Below are 16571 nucleotides of genomic sequence, written 5' to 3' on the forward strand. Positions count from 1 at the left end.
CGTTCACTTTGTTGCATTTGTTCATACTCTGTTAGTATGCTATATCCATTGGATATTTGCTTCACAATAAAGCTGATCCTCTATCCGAATTTCGTGACGTGTCCATGGGCCTGTTTCATTTTCCAGTACTTCATAATGACTCTCCACTTCATGTCCATATTCAACTTCTTTATCAAATTTTACATTGACTCTTAACGGCTGATGCTTGGAAAGGAACTCATAACCCAGTACATCCAGCAGCCAGTTGAAATAAATTGCATTATTTACGTGCTGGTTCCCGTCAATATCAAAAAAACGAACACGATAATTATGAAAAACCCCGCTTTCAATCTTCTCTATTTTTTCATTTCGATAAATTTTTTTGATTTTCTCACTTTCATACGGAGCAATAATTTCTTCCAGTACGTTGCTCATTTTACGATTTTTTTTATTCATCAGTACAAAAGTAGATTTGATCTGAACACATTCTTCCCCTGCTTCATCATGTATCCAAAAATTCCGGTAGCAAAAATATTTATTATATGACATCGCCTGAGTGGTTATCTGAATGTTCTCCCCAACCATAGGTAATCTTTTTATTTCAATTTCATAGTTGGTGATCACCCAGCCCAAACCAAATCCGGCAACAAATTCCGCTCCTCTACCAAGAAGTGCACTTTGCTCCTCCGATGTCTTGATGACTACTGCCAGCATAGACGGCAGAGTCATTCTTTTCGTAATGTCGCCATCATAATATGCAACTTCGTAGGGCATTGTATAACTTTTTCCCATTAAATCCTCTCCTTTTTCCTTGTCACCTGCTTCAGTTTCCATTCTTTAAAAGTATAACATACTGATAAAAATCCTTGTATTTCATAGATACTAAAAATAATATCATTAAATATAATAACAAAATAGAAGCATATCTTTTGAATGAATAATCAAACCATGCTGAATTACGTCGTGGACAAATGCCGCATAGTAATTTTCACTGTATTGAGATCTGTATTCTGGCTCCCCATTATCCTTCCCGCCTGCCTTCAATGCTGTTTTATATATGGTCTGAACTACTTCTTTAGACGAAACATAAAAGACAGTGTCCAGCTTGCCGGCTCTCCTGCTGCAATCCAAATGGAACCTCTTGGAGCATCTTGATAACTAAAATTGGCTAAACTATTTTATTTCCCCATTCAACGGAGTTGACACTTCCTTATTAAGAAGCTTCATTTTTTCAATGTTTTTCACAGTTACTGAAAAATGATCAATCCTTGTCCCTTATTCTCTCAACAAAGAAATGAATCAACCATACCTAACATACATTTTATCAATAAGAGTTATTAAAAACTCCTCGACAAAAATACGAAAACGTCTATTTTTCATTATGAAAAAGCTTATCAATTTTTACCTACAAAAAGCTGACAAACAAAGTATTTAAACTATTGTGTATCCAGTTCGCTTCATCAAAGAAAAAACAGCCAGTCGGAAATGATACTGTCTGTCATTTTTATGCCGTCACTTAAGTCGATTTTTAGTCTAAAAAAGAGGTTGTGACAGAAGTGTTCTGTCTCAAGAAATAAGTCGGAATATACGAAAATAGCTACTCATATTTTCAGTATAGTTCGACTTATTTCCGAAGAGACAACTTCTGGAACACCGTTTATTCGGTTTTAGGGATCTCAGACATACTTTTGTCACAGTCCCTTGTTCGAATAATTATTTAGACCATTCTATGTTCACAATTATTTATGCCAAAGCTCCCATAGGGTCCCATGGAGCCAGCATTTTAGGCTCTTCATTCCAAGCTTTCAACAGCTCATTGGTCAGGATATCTTTCCGAATCACGATTTGATACGTGTATTCATCCATCCAGGCATCACTCATCACGAAGAAGCCTTTGTTTCCAATCTTCTCTCCCCAGCTATTTTCCACTTTCCATTTTGCAGACTTTCCATCGATCACATCCACACCGGTTAGTACCATTGCATGGGTCATCAGGCTTTCACCATAATCCAGACGTTCTGCTTTTGTCATTGAAAAATCAATATCAAAAAGTTCATCTATTTCATATGCATTTAATGCCATTATTCCGCTTTTCCGAGTAGAAGATTGACCTACGTCACAACCAAACCAGACTGATTCTCCTTGTTCCAGCTGTTGAACAGCCAATTGCTTAAATACAGGCATATCCACATTCAGGTATTTTACCGGCTTACCGCCTACAACATTACCAAGCATTTCAACTGTATAGGTTTTGTTAAAAGGTTTGTCCTTAGTTGGAGCATTGATCACACTAATGTAGTCATCCAGATCCACTCCTATATATTTTTCATAGAAAGATAAGGGAGTCAGACCTTTATCAATGTGATATTCTTTGTCTTCATCTCTGTATTCGAAATCAAAGGTTTCAGGCGGTGTCCCTAACGAAATCGCCAGAAAATTGTAAATTTCTCCAAGCATTTCTGTCTTCTTCTCCTGAACAAGCTCAGGTGCTTCACCCGCCTCAATCAACTTGCGCAATGTCACAGCATCTTTGCGCAGCTTCTTATTCAAGTATTTGTTTAGATCCTGAGAATTAGAGCTGTTCCTGCTTTCCGGCATCACATATTTAGGAACCACACCATATTTTTTAAACAGAGAAACAATCATATCCCATTGCCCGCCATCTTGCTGCGGCGTTGCCAACAAAAATGCGACCTTACGTGAGTCCAGATTCTGATCTGCTGTTGCAATAATATTTTCATAAAAATAATTAGATTTTTCGTACTTGTCCCAGAAAAAAGTGTAGTTTTGTGACAGCTCAAATTCCTTTAATCGAAAGCTGTCGATCATTTTATGACGAAAAGTATTGAGTGCAGCAAACATCCAGCAGCGACCGCTTTTCTTCTGGTCTGCTGCTTTTCCAGTTGAAAGATCTACTGAAAAAACCTGTACATTTTCAACTTGTGCTTCTTGCGTTTCCGCTGATTCAGTGATTCCGTTTTTGACTACTGCGTTTTGCAATGCTCGTTTTTTATCACTTTCTGCAAACCTTTCTCTATATTTACCAGTTATTTCATTGTTAATTTCTGACATGTTCCTCATCCTTCCTAAAAATAGCTCATTCCCATTATAGGACTCCTTAGAAAATCTCACAACTGAAAGTTTATTGCTTTTTTGCACCACATGTATTACACTATATAATACAAAATACATTATAATTGCGAGGTGCTGCAGATGTTAATGGAAATAGACATGAAAAGTGCTATCCCCATTTATCAGCAAATCAGAAATCAAATCATTTTAGGAATTGCTTCAGGAAAACTGGGGGCGAATGAGTCACTGCCTTCCGTGCGTCAAATGGCGGATGAAATCGGTATAAATATGATGACCGTTTCAAAAGCCTACAATACACTAAAGCTTGAAGGCTACATCATCACAGATCGTCGTAATGGAACAAAGGTGGCAGAATTTCCCCCCGCAACAGAAGAATTTATCGAAGAATTTAATCAGGCACTTGAGCTGACTTTGGCGAAAGCAGCAATTCATCAGTTAAATGATGAGGATATCCATGCGATTGTGACGCAGATTTTACAGAATTTCAAATAATAAGGACGTGCTTCTATGAATATGAACATAATTTTTTTACTAATACTTTTGGGCATAAATCTTTCAATGGCTCTGCTCGGCAGAATTATTGCCAATCCTCATAAAAACATTATATTGGAGACCACCCTGCCAAAAGATAAACTAAACGAGCCGCAGGTTCTGAACGTTCGGCAGGAATACAAAAAGAGACTGTTATTGATTGCTGCAGCTTTTTCTATTTTTGATCTGCTGATACTACTTACCACCTATGATTCTATTACCCTACTGTTCTTCATGTTGTCTTTGTTTATGATGCTTGGTGTCAACTACTACACAGAGATACTTTACATTCGAAAAATGACCCACGTGAAGATAACAAACGGCTGGATTCTCCCTACAAAGCCTTTATTGGTAGATACTAAATTAATTCAAAATAAAAATCGGAAGCTGCTTAGTTACTATTGGTATTTACCTGGGATTCTGATTTCTCTGGGAGGAACCATCTACAGCTTCACCAACTATCAACAGGCTTTGGGAACAGCGATTTTTGGAGTGATTTCTCTGCTTATGGCTGGTCTTTTCATCTTCCTGCACTATCTTGTCAGTCGGCTGCCAGTAAAACCGCTGACGAATGATGAAATAATTAATCAACAAGTGAATGATGCCATGCGTCATTACTGGTCTCTGCTGCTAGTTTCATCTGCATTTATTTTTAGTCCACTGTCATTTATACCGATACTTTCTATTACATTGTCTTACCAGTCTGGAATGATTTTAACAATTGCCTACTTCATTCTGCTCACTATTTATGTCGGTTTCATTTTTTACCTTCTGTTTAAACTCAGACGTACGCAGGATCAGCTGATTATGCAGGCAAAGGATTACCGCTATGGAGATGAAGACCAATACTGGCGTTACGGTATTTACATCAATCCGGAAGATCCCAGAATCTTCGTTCCAGACCGATTAGGGATGAATATATCAACCAATCTGGGAAGACCTGCCGGTAAGATTTCAATGATTGTATTGCTTATTGTAGCAGTAGCTGCAGTGGCTCTTTCCAGTATTCCATTAATGATCAGTGATTTCTCAAGTAATCCGTTTCGAATGACGGTTACAACAGATGATATCTCTTTATCTGCACCATTTTCAAAAACGAGAGAAATCCCTTTGGATATAATCACTTCTGTTCAACTGATTGATAAGCTTCCTGCCAACAGAATTCGTATGTTCGGTTCAGCAACAGACCATTATCTTACCGGGGAATTCCGTATAGGAGATGAATCCGCCTATTTGCTGGTCTATAACAACGAAGTGCCTATCATTGAAATAAAAACAGAAAATTATACCTACTACTACACAAATAAAGATGGTGAAAAGACGAAAAAAGAGTATGAAGAACTGATAAAAAAAGTGAACAAATAAAAAAAGCTTCGGCATCCTCAGATGTCGAAGGTCTTTTTTTGGTTGCTCAGCATTATCCTGCTACTGTAAATTTCGTATCTGCCAATGCTGCTTGCAGCTGTTCTTTGGAAATTTCATTATCGGCTGTAATCGTTGCCTTTTTTTCATCCAGTTGTACATCTACAGCTTTCACACCGGGAATTGCTTCAAATTTTTCTTTAACTATTCCTACGCATCCGTCACATTTCATTCCTTCAATTGCTACTGTTTGGTTCATAACACGTTCTCCTTTGATGTATGTTTATTTATTTTTCTAATTTGAGAATTAATTTATTTTAGTGTTCCATCCTTCGTTTCAGACACTTTCTAGCTACTCTGCTCTTCATCTTTTTGAAACTGATGACGGTTTAAATCTCTTTAGCCGCAAGGCATTCAGCAAAACTGAAACTGAGCTGAAACTCATTGCCGCTCCTGCAATCATTGGGTTCAGCAAGGGACCGCCGAATAAATAAAGGACACCCATCGCAACAGGAATACCTAATGTGTTATAGGCAAAAGCCCAGAAAAGATTTTCCTTGATATTCTTTATGGTGGACTTACTTAATTCAACAGCTGTAGGCACATCCATCAAATCACTGCGCATTAACACAATATCAGCTGACTCTATGGCAACGTCTGTACCGGAGCCAATTGCTATACCGATATCTGCCTGAGCCAGAGCCGGTGCATCATTGATTCCATCGCCAACCATCGCCACTTTCAGCCCTTCACTTTGCAGCTTTTTAACCTCTGCTGCTTTATCCTCCGGCAGTACTTCACTGAAAACGCGGTCTATTCCCACTTGTCTGGCAATCGCTTCAGCAGTACGTTTGTTGTCTCCGGTAATCATCGCCACCTCAAGCCCCATCTTGTGCAGGCAGTCAATTGCTGCTTTACTGCTGTCTTTGATGGTATCAGCCACTGCAATAACTCCTGCAAGCTGCTGATCCTTTGCAATAAACATAGGGGTTTTCCCATGCTCTGCCAGTTTGTCTGAGCGTTCCAAAAAATCTGACAGGTCAATCTTCTGTTCGATCATCAGCTTTTTATTACCAAGTAAAAACTTACTGCCCTCAATCACACCTTCAATTCCATGTCCGGGAATAGCCTGGAAATTTTCCATCGTGTACAATGACAATCTTTTTTCTTCTGCCGCTGCGACAATCGCTTCTCCCAGCGGATGCTCTGATCCCTTTTCAGCTGAAGCAGCAAATTGTAGTAATCGCTCTTCAGATAGTCCGCTTTTCACAAGTATATCTGTGACAACTGGTTTGCCTTCTGTGATTGTCCCTGTTTTATCAAAGACAATGGTCTGAATTTTGTGTGTCGTTTCCAGCGCATCTCCGCTTTTAATCAGTACACCGTTCTCAGCCCCTTTACCTGTTCCAACCATAATAGCAGTTGGAGTAGCCAAGCCCAGTGCACAGGGACAGGCGATAACCAAAACTGAAATTGTAATAGTCAAGGCAAACACCCATGATTCCTGACCAATAAAATACCATGATAAACCTGATAAAACAGCCAAGCCCATGACGATTGGAACAAAAACACCCGAAATTTTATCGGCCATTTTGGCAATTGGCGCTTTTGAGCCCTGCGCATCTTCAACCAATTTTACAATTTGAGCCAAAGCGGTCTCTTTGCCTACTTTTGTTGCTTTAAACTGAATGGTGCCATTTTTATTGATACTGGCTCCAATCACTGAATCTCCTGTTTTCTTTTCCACAGGGATACTTTCTCCTGTCAGCATAGATTCATCAATAGACGTTGAGCCTTCCATGACAATGCCGTCCACCGGAATTTTCTCACCTGGGCGAACAATAATCGTATCGCCAGACCTCACACTGTCAATCGGCAAATCGATTTCCATGCCGTCTCTGATCACGCGAGCATTTTTCGGCGCCAGTCCCATCAGTTTTTTTATGGCTTCAGACGTCTTTCCTTTAGATACAGCTTCAAAATATTTCCCTAAAGTGATCAAAGTTAAGATAACGGCTGCAGATTCATAATACAATTCCATTGCAAAGTGGGCATGTCCTTCAAATACCATAAACGTCCCATATAAACTGTAAAGGAATGCTGCACTTGTTCCCAATGCAACCAGAGAATCCATATTGGGATGCCCTTTAAAAAGTGAACGAAAGCCTACTGTGAAAAAGCTTCTGCCCAAATATAGAACCGGGATTGTCAGAATAAGCTGTAAAACAGCAAAGACTGAGCTGTTCATCATTGGATCAATCACTGCCGGAAGCGGGAGACCGATCATATGACCCATAGCAATATACAGTAATGGTACGGTAAACACTGCAGACAGCCAAAAACGATGCCACATCTCTTTAATATGTTTTTGTTTCTTTTCCTGATCTTGATCTGTCGTATCGATTTTTCCTGCTTCTTCAACAGCCTGGTAACCGACTTTTTCCACTGCAGATGAAATCTCTTCGCTACTCAAAATCCCTGGATCAAATTGAACCACCATCTTTTCTGCAGCCAGATTTACTGATGCCAAATCAATACCTTTCAAATGCTTCACTGCTTTTTCTATTGTCTGAGCACAGGAGGAACAAGTCATGCCTTCAATATAATAGTTTTTTTGCACAGTCTGACTGACTGCTTGAAATCCCGCATCTGAAACGGCCTGTTTAATGTCTTTTTCAGATAATACTTGATCATCATATTGAATCGTCAGCTTTTCTGTTGCAAGATTAACCGACGCTTTGGCAACTCCGATCAGTTTGCCAGCAGCTTTTTCCACTGTTTGAGCACAGGAAGCACAGCTCATCCCTTCTATATCAAAAGTTTTTGTTTCCACATTATTCAACTCCTTGCGTTGATTTCTATTATTTTAAATCTATATGCAGGCGTAATTCCTCCAAGATTCTGCTTTCCCTTCAATAAAATTTTACGTTCAAAGCAACTAATTTCAATCCTTAATTAAATGACACTGGCATTGTCCCGGTATGCAATTGCATGCTACCTCTGCCGCTGCAGACGCCTTTTTCTCCTGAAGCAGCTGCTCCAGCTTTTCAATATCGGAAAAGCTTAACGTACTTTCCTTAATAATCACTTCTACAATTTGTCCCACTTTTCTGCTGCAGACTTTTGTCAGCAATTCTTCAGAAAGCGTACGAAGACTTTTTCTTTCCTCTATTAAGGGATAATAGATAAATTTGTTTCCAGAAGGCTTTGTTGCCAACAGCTGTTTTTCAGTCAGACGGCTTAAAAGCGTTTTAATGGTATTCTTCTTCCACTTCATCTTTTCATTCAGAATCGTATAAACGTCATTGCTGGTTGTTTCTTCCTGTGCCCAGACAACACGCATAACTTCCCATTCTGCATCTGTAATTTTTGTTTCCGTCAACATTATCACCTTCTTCTTACCTACGTTTACATTTGTAGTCGTTTCTTCATTTCTTATATTACCTGATCTTCTTTTGCTTGTCAAAACTTTTATTTAAGAAAAAGAAAAATCAACTTTCTTATAGACTGAAAGTTGATTCTCGCTGGATTTACAATTATTCTTATACCTTACTGTATGTTGATGTAATCATACCGTTTTTGCAATAGGAATCAACACTCTTTAATACCACTGACTGCTTAATTGATTGAAATAAAGGAATTCCCTGTCCTAAAATCACCGGAATCGTTGTAACAATATATTCATCAATGAGGTTACAGTTAATCAGCGGAGTAATCACTTGTCCGCCTCCAACAATCCAAATATCTTTTCCTTCTTCTTTTTTCAAACGTTCAACCAGCTTATCTGGCTGTTCAGCTGTAAAAATCAGATCAGCATTTTCTGGTTTTTCATGGTGCGTAATAATATAAGATGTTTTATCCTCATACGGATACTGCTCCGGTGAAAGCTCGTTTACCACCTGATCATAGGTCGTTCTTCCGAGAACGACTGTATCAATCCGCTCCAACAGTTCTTCATAACTGTTATCTTCTTCCGGTGCATCCGTCTCTACCGTTAAAAAATCAATGGAACCATCAGTCTCTGCTATATAACCGTCCAAGCTTGTCGCAATATACAAGATCACTTTCCGCACATTCATCCCATCCTTTTTAATGAATTTCAACTTTCATTATACAGTAGAACATGCTGATAACCGACTATCTAATCTCAGCATTAAAACCGTCTTTATGAATTGCTGCCTGAGTTGTCTGACCCACACAATAGAAATGAAGTTCCCTGTTGAAATTGATTTCCTTGCAAGTTTCATAGAATCGGGTCCAAAGAGAAGGACTGGTAAAATAAACTGCTGACAATTCCGGATCATCCAGATAGACTTTCAACTGCTGGCGTGCTGATTCCGAGAATACATTGTCATACAGGGTAAAAGTGAAAAGCTCATGCCCATCTTTCAACAACAACTCTTCACCGATCGCATTAGCAAGGCTGCTTTTAGGATAAACAATTTTAACTGGTTCTTCTGAACAATCTGCTATCCATTGCTTAAACATACTTTTCTTCGCTTGAACAATCGATTGAAAAACAGGTTCAATCCCTGCTTCTCTTAACGCATTTGCTGTTTTTTCTCCAATTACTGCGAATTTCTTAATCTGAAAAACAGAAAGAAGTTTTTGTTCCTTCAATAATTTAATAAAAAAAGCTGCACTGTGCTGACTAGTCAAAAAGACCCACTCCGCATCAATCAATTTTTTTATTTGTTTCTCTTCAATCAGCCGCGGTCTCAGCCTCATCAAAGGAATTTCCATACATGTATAGTGTTGTTGTTGAAAATACAGTTTGTCGTCTATATTGTCTTCAGGTAAACGGGTCAAAAGAATTTTTCTCATCTATTCACTGTCCCCAAGTTCTTTCAACAGCTCTTCTCCCAGCTTCCTGCCGGCACCGGTAATTTCATCAACGATAAGGCTTTTCTGAACAGAATGCTGCTGCGTTTTATCTCCCAAAAAACCGAACATCTGATAACCAATTGCTATTTTCCGCGCATATGCACCCACAGGCAGCTCGCAGTTTCCATTCAGCACACGAAGAAATGCACGCTCTTCTGTTACGAGCTTGCGATTTTCCTGATCATCAATGACCTTTAAGAAATCAATCATTTCCTGATCCTTCGCGCGACATTCCACAGCTAATGCGCCTTGACCTACTGCAGGGATACACTCTTCCACCAGCAGCTCCTGATACGCATACTCTGACTGTTCAAACCAGTCTAAGCGATCCAATCCAGCTGATGCTAAAACAATCGCATCCAGTTTCTGTTCCTCCATTTTCTTCAGTCGGGTTCCGACATTTCCACGAATAGATTCAACTTGTATGCCGGTTTTCAAATGCCGCATCTGAAAGTCTCTTCTCAGACTGCTGGTGCCTATTCTGGCATTTGCCGGCAGCTCAGAAATACTTTGAACTCTGCGGAAAATCAGACAGTCCGTTGGTTTTCCTCGTTTAGGCAATGCAGCCAGCGTCAAGCCCTCTGCCATCACCGCCGGCATATCCTTTAAACTGTGAACCGCAAAATCGATCTCTTCTGCCACCAAAGCATTCTCCACTTCATTTATAAAAAGACCTTTCCCGCCGATTTTAGATAAACTGACAGAAAGCAAACGATCCCCTGTGGTAACCATGGGAACAATGTCAATTTGAAACTCTCCGTGTACTGCTTTAAGTAGTTCAATAATAATTTCTGTCTGCTTCATAGCCAGCGGGCTATTGCGGGTTCCTACACGAACTGTTCTCATGATTTAGTCTCTTCCTTTTTCTACATTTACTCTTATCATACTAGGACCTATCCAAAAATTCTAGCCGCAGGTCTTTTTGAAAAAATAGATATGGGCTAGTTCTATTTAAAGAAGGAATGTTGCCGTATCCCACGTATTGTCATACACATACAGTATTTGCTCCTGCGATTACTCGTCGCATAAAGACCTTTGCTCCTGCGATTTCTCGTCGCATGAAGACCTTTGCTCCTGCGATTTCTCGTCGCATAAAGACCTTTGCTCCTGCGGTTACTCGTCGCATGAAGACTTTTGCTCCTGCGGTTACTCGTCGCATGAAGACCTTTGCTCCTGCGGTTACTCGTCGCATGAAGACCTTTGCTCCTGCGATTTCTCGTCGCATGAAGACCTTTGCTCCTGCGATTTCTCGTCGCACAAAAAGATTGCTCCTGCGATTTCTCGTCGCATGAAGACCTTTGCTCCTGCGATTTCTCGTCGCACAAAAAGATTGCTCCTGCGATTTCTCGTCGCACAAAAAGATTGCTCCTGCGATTTCTCGTCGCACAAAAAGATTGCTCCTGCGGTTTCTCGTCGTATGGAGAAGCTTCGGCACAACCTCAATTATATGGACAAGCAAAACGTGCAACCTCTTTAGAAGCTGCACGTTAGCTGCGCTACACAAGTAACTCCCTAATTTGAAAGCTTTCGTGTACCCACTTTATATGCAAGAAAATACATGCCGGCGATAAAAATTCCGCCGCCTGCTAAATTTCCGAAATAAACACTGACCATATTTTTACCAAACTCTGCCCATGTATTTCCTCCAAGAATAATCCCCATCGGAATCAGAAACATATTCGCAACAACGTGCTGATAGCCGCAAATGACAAAGCCCATAATTGGCAGAAAAATCCCTACAATTTTCCCAATAAAATCTTTCGCTGCGAACTGTAGATAAACAGCTGTACTTACTAGAATATTACAGGCAATCCCTGATAAAAACCCTTGTAATAAGGTGTCTTTTGTTCGCCCCAAGGAAACCTGAATTGCACGTTCTGCAAAATCGCCTTGAAGTGCACCACTGAGATAGCCAAAGAAATACGCAACAAACAGCGACCCAATTAAATTGAACACCGTCACAATGACAATATTTCTCAGCCATTCTTTACCGCTGATTTTTTTTGCAAAAAGAGCCATGGAAACGACCATCATGTTCCCCGTAACCAGCTCTCCGCCTGCCAACAGCAGACAGATTAACCCAAAAGGGAAAACAGCTGCCCCAATAACATTTACCAAAGACCCCCATTCGCTCGGCATTGTCCCCATTGTCCGAATCATGGCAACTCCTGCAATAGCTATGAACATTCCTGCTAAAAACCCTAACACTGCTAATGTCAAAAAGCTGCCTCGTGCCTTTTGTATTCCTTTTTCTATTGTGAAATCTACAATTTCCGGTGGTTGAAGTGACCCCATACTCTATCTCCTTTTCTTTGTGAATATTCATTCCTGTGAGCAGACCACAAACAGGGAACTGTCCAAAAAATTTAGATTCCTCGTTCATCTTTAAGCATGCCCCAGCTGTTCAATCTTTTCATTACTCTTTATGCAGTCTCCATTGGATAAATAAACTCACTGTACTGCTGCTCTTCGTTCTCTCGCTGTCCCCTATATCAGCGAGAGAGTAGAGCTCTCCCGTCAAAACTATTTATAAATACTGTAAGTGTTTCTTATTTATTTCGGTTACTTGTTTACTTAAATAAACCACTTCATCAAATGTATAATCCTTTAGATATTGTCGGTCTACTTCATCAAAACGCCGGTCTCTTTCTTCACCGACCTGAACTACATAGACATCAGCACCTTGCTCTGTGTACTCAAGGATTGTTTCAAAACAGATTTTCTTTGTGTCTACCAGCAGCAGTCTTTTACCGAATAGTGGTTTTTGTTCAAACCAGTCCGGACCCTTCCGTTCAGAAACTACATTTCCCACAACAATCATCGAGGGATTTTTGACTTGATTCTGAGCAATACAGTCAATCATCTGAAGGATATTCGTCGTAAAGGTACGTTGTCTTCCCATTGTTCCCCATTCAATAATAGCAACAGGCAATTCCGCAGAAACATTTTGTTCCATCAGCTTTTGCTGTGTTTCAGCAGCATATTCCACCCCCATATATAGGCAGACAGTCCCTTTTTCCGTTAGACCTTTAAAGTCCAGCTGCTCTCCCTGTTTGCGATGAGCAGTGACAAATGTTACTTTACTGCTGTGTTCTCTGTGTGTCAGTGAGATGCCGCTGTAGCTGCTGGCAGCCGAAGCGGCTGTTATTCCAGGGACAACTTCGTAAACCGCGCCCTGTTCTCTGAGAACAGCGATTTCTTCTCCCACACGGCCGAATATACTTGGATCGCCGCCTTTCAAACGTACAATTAACTGATCCTTCCGGCATTCTTCCTTCAACAGCTCATTAATATTTTTCTGCTTCAATACATGATTTTTTGGATATTTTCCGCTAAAAATGAATCGTGCTTCCTCTTTAGCCAAATGCAGAAATATTGGATGAACCAGGCGGTCATAAATGATGACATCTGCTGTTTCCAGCAGTCTTTTGCCTTTTAGAGTCAGTAATTCCGGATCTCCTGAACCGGCACCTACAAAATAAACTTTCCCCATCTAGTCCACCATAACGTAGACTTTATCGCCTTCAACCATTGTTTCAAATGTACGTACACAGCCTTCATCAGGGTCCTGTACAATCCCGTCATTTAGGGAAATTTTGTAGTCATGCAATGGACAGAAGACAAAATCACCAGACACAATCCCTTCAGCAAGCGGTCCCTGTTTATGGGGGCAGACATTCTCTATTGCTTTCACACGGTCATCACTTAAACGATAGACCGCAATCTTTTGATCTCCAATCAGAACTTCTCTTCCGATTCGCGGTACCAGTTCACTTAAAGAGGCTACAAATATTTTTTCCATTTTATGCTCTCCCTACTGTATACATTTCATTTTGTAATTCCTGACTGTTGACAACTTCTTCCCAAGGATTACCTCGACGTCCTGCAACAGCTTCATCTAAACGTACAATCAGCTCTTTCCGATGCTCGGCATCCAACAGAACTTCTTTTACTGTTTCAAAGCCCAGACGATCAATCCACGGAGCAGTCCGTTCTGCATAGACACCTGTTTCTCTATAATATTGCAGCATCGCACCGCAGATTTCGATTACTTCCTCTTCTGTTTCTGCAGTCGTCAGCAGCTGTGCTTCTTTTATTTCTGTTCCGCCGTTTCCGCCAATATAAATCTGGAAGCCATTCTCAACACCAATAATTCCAAAGTCTTTCACGCCGCTTTCGACACAGCTTCTTGGACAAGCTGAAACACCCATTTTAAATTTATGCGGCGTATCAATAAATTCAAACCGCTGCTCCAGTTTAATTCCCAAGCCTAGTGAGTCTTGTGTTCCAAATCGGCAGAAATTCGCTCCTACGCATGTTTTAACAGAACGAACTGCTTTGGCGTAAGCTGCGGCGGCTGTCATATCCAGTTCTTCCCAAATCTTCGGCATATCTTCTTTCTTCACTCCGAATAGACCAATCCGCTGACTTCCTGTAATTTTCACCATCGGAACATTATATTTTTCAGCAACTTTGGCAATCAAAATCAGCTGCTGCGGATCTGTCTTTCCTCCACGCATCCTTGGTATCACCGAATAAGTTCCATCATTTTGAATATTTCCATACATCCGCTCATTGACATATCTGGACTCTCGTTCATCCTCATGCTCTTTCGGCCAAGCAACATTTAAATAGAAATTAATCGCAGGACGACATTTGGGACAGCCCTCTGCATTAGTGAAATCAAGTTCTTTGTAAACTTCTTCTGAAGAAGTCAGATGTTTTGCATGGATTTGAGTCACAATCTGATCCCTTGTTAATGGCGTACAGCTGCAGATTCCAGTCGGTGCACTCACTATTTCTCCGCCAAGTGTATGTTCCAGTACAGCACCAATAACAGTTTTACATTTTCCACAGGAACCGCCGGCTTTTGTATACTTTGTCACATCTGCCACAGAGGTCAGTTCCTTTTCATTAATGGCATTAACAATCGTTCCTTTTGTTACCCCATTACAGCCGCAGATCATCTCGTCATCTGACCATTCCCCAACATCCGTACTTGCTTCTTCTCCTGCCATATGCAGTAGTGAAACCGGTGTATAGTCATCAATGATCTCTTTTTTTCTAAGAATATTGTAATAACGGTTTCCTTCTGCTGTATCGCCATACAATACAACTCCGACTACTTGATTTTCTCTGATAAAGATCTTTTTGTAGGTGAAATTAATCCCGTCAAATGCTTCGATACTGTTTACGCCTTCACACTCTTTAATCTCACCAGCTGAATAAAGGTCACAGCCCGAAACTTTCAGAGAGGTAAAGGTAGTACTGCCCTGATACGGCTTTGTTTCTCTGTTAGTTAAAACATCCGCCAGAACCTTTCCTTGCTCAAACAAAGGTGCCACCAAGCCATAAACCAGTCCGTTATGTTCCACACACTCTCCCACTGCATAAATATGTGTATTACTGGTGTGCATAAAGTCATTAACCAAAATCCCGCGGTTGATATCCAGTCCGGCAGTTCTTGCCAGAGTCACTTCCGGACGAATCCCTACAGACATCACAATCAAATCTGTTTCAATTGTTGTTCCATCACTGAATGTCATTCCAGTTACACGATCTGTTCCAAGAATTTTTTCTGTCCGTTTCTCCATTAAAAATTTCAAACCTTGCTTCTCAAGGTCTGCCTTAAGCATTTCTCCGGCTTTGGCATCCAGCTGTGTCTCCATCAGCCATTTCTCCAAATGGACAACAGTCACATCCATTCCCTGATCAACCAAACCTTTTGCTGCCTCCAGTCCTAACAGCCCGCCGCCGATAACAACTGCCTTTTTAAAGTTTTTGGCGGCATCCAACATTGCTTCTGTATCATCAATTGTTCGGAAACCGACAACTCCGGGCAATGTTGAGCCCTCTACCGGCAGGATGAACGCTCTTGAGCCTGTAGCAAGAATACATTTATCATAAAAAATTTCTTTTCCTGACTGCGTTGTCGCACATTTATTTTCCGCATCCAGTTTAACAGCCGGATCATGATTAATCAGCTGAATCTGATTTTCTTCATACCAGGTTAAAGGATTTGTAATTATCTCATCTACCGTCATTTTTTTCTGAAGGACATTGGAAAGCATAATTCGATTATAGTTCGGGTAACTCTCCTCCCCTATAATCGTAACCTCGTATTTATCTGGGTCTCTTTCCAGAATTTCTTCAATCGTACGGACGCCAGCCATCCCATTGCCAATCAACAGAAGCTTTTCTTTCATTTGTGTGTTCCTCCCAATTGTGATCATTTGAACAATCTATTTTTTAGCATAACAATCTATTTTCTTTTTGACTATTAGGGAATTTCCTAATAAATCAAGCATAAAGAAAGAGAGTGGGACAGAAATAAAAGTTCCCAACTCTCTTCGGAAATAAATCGAACTATACTAAAAATCTTGGAAGCTCCAAGAAAGGACCAATCAACATCTATTCATTCCATCGAATAGTATTTTGAATCTACCCATTATTCACTAAAAATCCCATTATATCAGTAGTTACAGAAGCTGTTTTCTAAACAAATGAAATACGCTTCGAAATGCTGTTAGTTCAATGATTCTCTGTATTAGTTTCTAAAATTTTGGGTAAATTCAAAAATAGTATCTCTTGATAAATTTCGGATTGTCCGCCTTATTGCATCGAAGAATGAAGTAATTCGATATTTTCTCGCATAAGTGCTCATCACAATTTAGAGCTTACAAGCGGCGAGCGTACCTACTCTTGCTCCTGCGGTTACTCGT

General features: G+C 40.3%; 16 protein-coding genes. 2 read left to right on the forward strand and 14 right to left on the reverse strand.

Going from position 1 to position 16571, the window contains the following annotated elements; translation table 11 throughout:
• Positions 1 to 39 precede the first annotated feature (39 nt).
• The 3 genes from LI954_RS06825 to LI954_RS06835 form a co-directional block, all read right to left on the reverse strand.
• On the reverse strand, positions 40 to 771 hold the full coding sequence (locus LI954_RS06825) for an acyl-ACP thioesterase domain-containing protein (RefSeq protein WP_202066757.1): 732 nt from the start codon (positions 769 to 771) through the stop codon (positions 40 to 42).
• Between the two features lie 105 nt (positions 772 to 876).
• Positions 877 to 1110 (reverse strand): hypothetical protein, encoded by a 234-nt coding sequence (locus tag LI954_RS06830; protein ID WP_202066756.1) that lies wholly within the window; start codon positions 1108 to 1110, stop codon positions 877 to 879.
• A gap of 612 nt (positions 1111 to 1722) precedes the next feature.
• Positions 1723 to 3051, reverse strand: coding sequence for a C1 family peptidase (locus tag LI954_RS06835; RefSeq protein WP_229441582.1), 1329 nt, complete (start codon positions 3049 to 3051; stop codon positions 1723 to 1725).
• A 141-nt stretch (positions 3052 to 3192) separates the two neighbouring features.
• On the opposite strand from LI954_RS06835, the gene LI954_RS06840 reads away from it, so the two are divergent.
• On the forward strand, positions 3193 to 3564 hold the full coding sequence (locus LI954_RS06840) for a GntR family transcriptional regulator (RefSeq protein WP_202066754.1): 372 nt from the start codon (positions 3193 to 3195) through the stop codon (positions 3562 to 3564).
• A 21-nt stretch (positions 3565 to 3585) separates the two neighbouring features.
• Positions 3586 to 4968 (forward strand): PH domain-containing protein, encoded by a 1383-nt coding sequence (locus LI954_RS06845; protein WP_229444076.1) that lies wholly within the window; start codon positions 3586 to 3588, stop codon positions 4966 to 4968.
• Between the two features lie 52 nt (positions 4969 to 5020).
• Here the strand turns inward: LI954_RS06845 and LI954_RS06850 are convergent, their stop codons facing one another.
• The 11 genes from LI954_RS06850 to nirB form a co-directional block, all read right to left on the reverse strand.
• On the reverse strand, positions 5021 to 5224 hold the full coding sequence (locus LI954_RS06850; RefSeq protein WP_229441583.1) for a heavy-metal-associated domain-containing protein: 204 nt from the start codon (positions 5222 to 5224) through the stop codon (positions 5021 to 5023).
• 105 nt (positions 5225 to 5329) lie between these two features.
• Positions 5330 to 7798, reverse strand: a complete 2469-nt coding sequence (locus tag LI954_RS06855; RefSeq protein WP_229444046.1) for a heavy metal translocating P-type ATPase — start codon at positions 7796 to 7798, stop codon at positions 5330 to 5332.
• Positions 7799 to 7909: 111 nt separating this feature from the next.
• Positions 7910 to 8350 carry a CopY/TcrY family copper transport repressor gene (locus LI954_RS06860; protein WP_202066751.1) on the reverse strand — a complete coding sequence of 147 codons (441 nt, stop codon included), beginning with the start codon at positions 8348 to 8350 and terminating at the stop codon, positions 7910 to 7912.
• A gap of 157 nt (positions 8351 to 8507) precedes the next feature.
• A complete protein-coding gene (locus tag LI954_RS06865) occupies positions 8508 to 9044 on the reverse strand; it encodes a dihydrofolate reductase family protein (protein WP_202066750.1) in 537 nt (178 codons plus the stop codon).
• 58 nt (positions 9045 to 9102) lie between these two features.
• Positions 9103 to 9789, reverse strand: coding sequence for a uroporphyrinogen-III synthase (locus LI954_RS06870; protein ID WP_202066749.1), 687 nt, complete (start codon positions 9787 to 9789; stop codon positions 9103 to 9105).
• Positions 9790 to 10695 (reverse strand): hydroxymethylbilane synthase, encoded by a 906-nt coding sequence (hemC, locus tag LI954_RS06875; protein WP_229444048.1) that lies wholly within the window; start codon positions 10693 to 10695, stop codon positions 9790 to 9792. It abuts the gene before it with no gap.
• Positions 10696 to 10834: 139 nt separating this feature from the next.
• Positions 10835 to 11236: a hypothetical protein gene (locus tag LI954_RS06880; protein WP_229444049.1), complete on the reverse strand. Its 402-nt coding sequence runs from the start codon at positions 11234 to 11236 to the stop codon at positions 10835 to 10837.
• 125 nt (positions 11237 to 11361) lie between these two features.
• Positions 11362 to 12144: a formate/nitrite transporter family protein gene (locus LI954_RS06885; protein WP_202066746.1), complete on the reverse strand. Its 783-nt coding sequence runs from the start codon at positions 12142 to 12144 to the stop codon at positions 11362 to 11364.
• Positions 12145 to 12376: 232 nt separating this feature from the next.
• Positions 12377 to 13342, reverse strand: coding sequence for a uroporphyrinogen-III C-methyltransferase (cobA, locus tag LI954_RS06890; RefSeq protein ID WP_229444050.1), 966 nt, complete (start codon positions 13340 to 13342; stop codon positions 12377 to 12379).
• Positions 13343 to 13651 carry a nitrite reductase small subunit NirD gene (gene nirD, locus LI954_RS06895; RefSeq protein WP_202066744.1) on the reverse strand — a complete coding sequence of 103 codons (309 nt, stop codon included), beginning with the start codon at positions 13649 to 13651 and terminating at the stop codon, positions 13343 to 13345.
• A 1-nt stretch (position 13652) separates the two neighbouring features.
• The gene (gene nirB / locus LI954_RS06900; RefSeq protein WP_202066743.1) at positions 13653 to 16055 is read right to left on the reverse strand and encodes a nitrite reductase large subunit NirB; all 2403 of its coding nucleotides are present in this window, start codon (positions 16053 to 16055) and stop codon (positions 13653 to 13655) included.
• Positions 16056 to 16571 lie beyond the last annotated feature (516 nt).

It is taken from the genome of Enterococcus sp. CWB-B31 (assembly GCF_020567645.1).
Classification (GTDB): domain Bacteria; phylum Bacillota; class Bacilli; order Lactobacillales; family Enterococcaceae; genus Enterococcus_L.

What these genes read in the sequence shown, in the direction of transcription:
- LI954_RS06825 (WP_202066757.1), bottom strand. Translation starts at nt 771, where the DNA reads ATGGGAAAAAGTTATACAATGCCCTACGAAGTTGCATATTATGATGGC.
- LI954_RS06835 (WP_229441582.1), bottom strand. Translation starts at nt 3,051, where the DNA reads ATGTCAGAAATTAACAATGAAATAACTGGTAAATATAGAGAAAGGTTT.
- LI954_RS06840 (WP_202066754.1), top strand. Translation starts at nt 3,193, where the DNA reads ATGTTAATGGAAATAGACATGAAAAGTGCTATCCCCATTTATCAGCAA.
- LI954_RS06845 (WP_229444076.1), top strand. Translation starts at nt 3,586, where the DNA reads ATGAACATAATTTTTTTACTAATACTTTTGGGCATAAATCTTTCAATG.
- LI954_RS06850 (WP_229441583.1), bottom strand. Translation starts at nt 5,224, where the DNA reads ATGAACCAAACAGTAGCAATTGAAGGAATGAAATGTGACGGATGCGTA.
- LI954_RS06860 (WP_202066751.1), bottom strand. Translation starts at nt 8,350, where the DNA reads ATGTTGACGGAAACAAAAATTACAGATGCAGAATGGGAAGTTATGCGT.
- LI954_RS06865 (WP_202066750.1), bottom strand. Translation starts at nt 9,044, where the DNA reads ATGAATGTGCGGAAAGTGATCTTGTATATTGCGACAAGCTTGGACGGT.
- LI954_RS06870 (WP_202066749.1), bottom strand. Translation starts at nt 9,789, where the DNA reads ATGAGAAAAATTCTTTTGACCCGTTTACCTGAAGACAATATAGACGAC.
- hemC (WP_229444048.1), bottom strand. Translation starts at nt 10,695, where the DNA reads ATGAGAACAGTTCGTGTAGGAACCCGCAATAGCCCGCTGGCTATGAAG.
- LI954_RS06885 (WP_202066746.1), bottom strand. Translation starts at nt 12,144, where the DNA reads ATGGGGTCACTTCAACCACCGGAAATTGTAGATTTCACAATAGAAAAA.
- cobA (WP_229444050.1), bottom strand. Translation starts at nt 13,342, where the DNA reads ATGGGGAAAGTTTATTTTGTAGGTGCCGGTTCAGGAGATCCGGAATTA.
- nirD (WP_202066744.1), bottom strand. Translation starts at nt 13,651, where the DNA reads ATGGAAAAAATATTTGTAGCCTCTTTAAGTGAACTGGTACCGCGAATC.
- nirB (WP_202066743.1), bottom strand. Translation starts at nt 16,055, where the DNA reads ATGAAAGAAAAGCTTCTGTTGATTGGCAATGGGATGGCTGGCGTCCGT.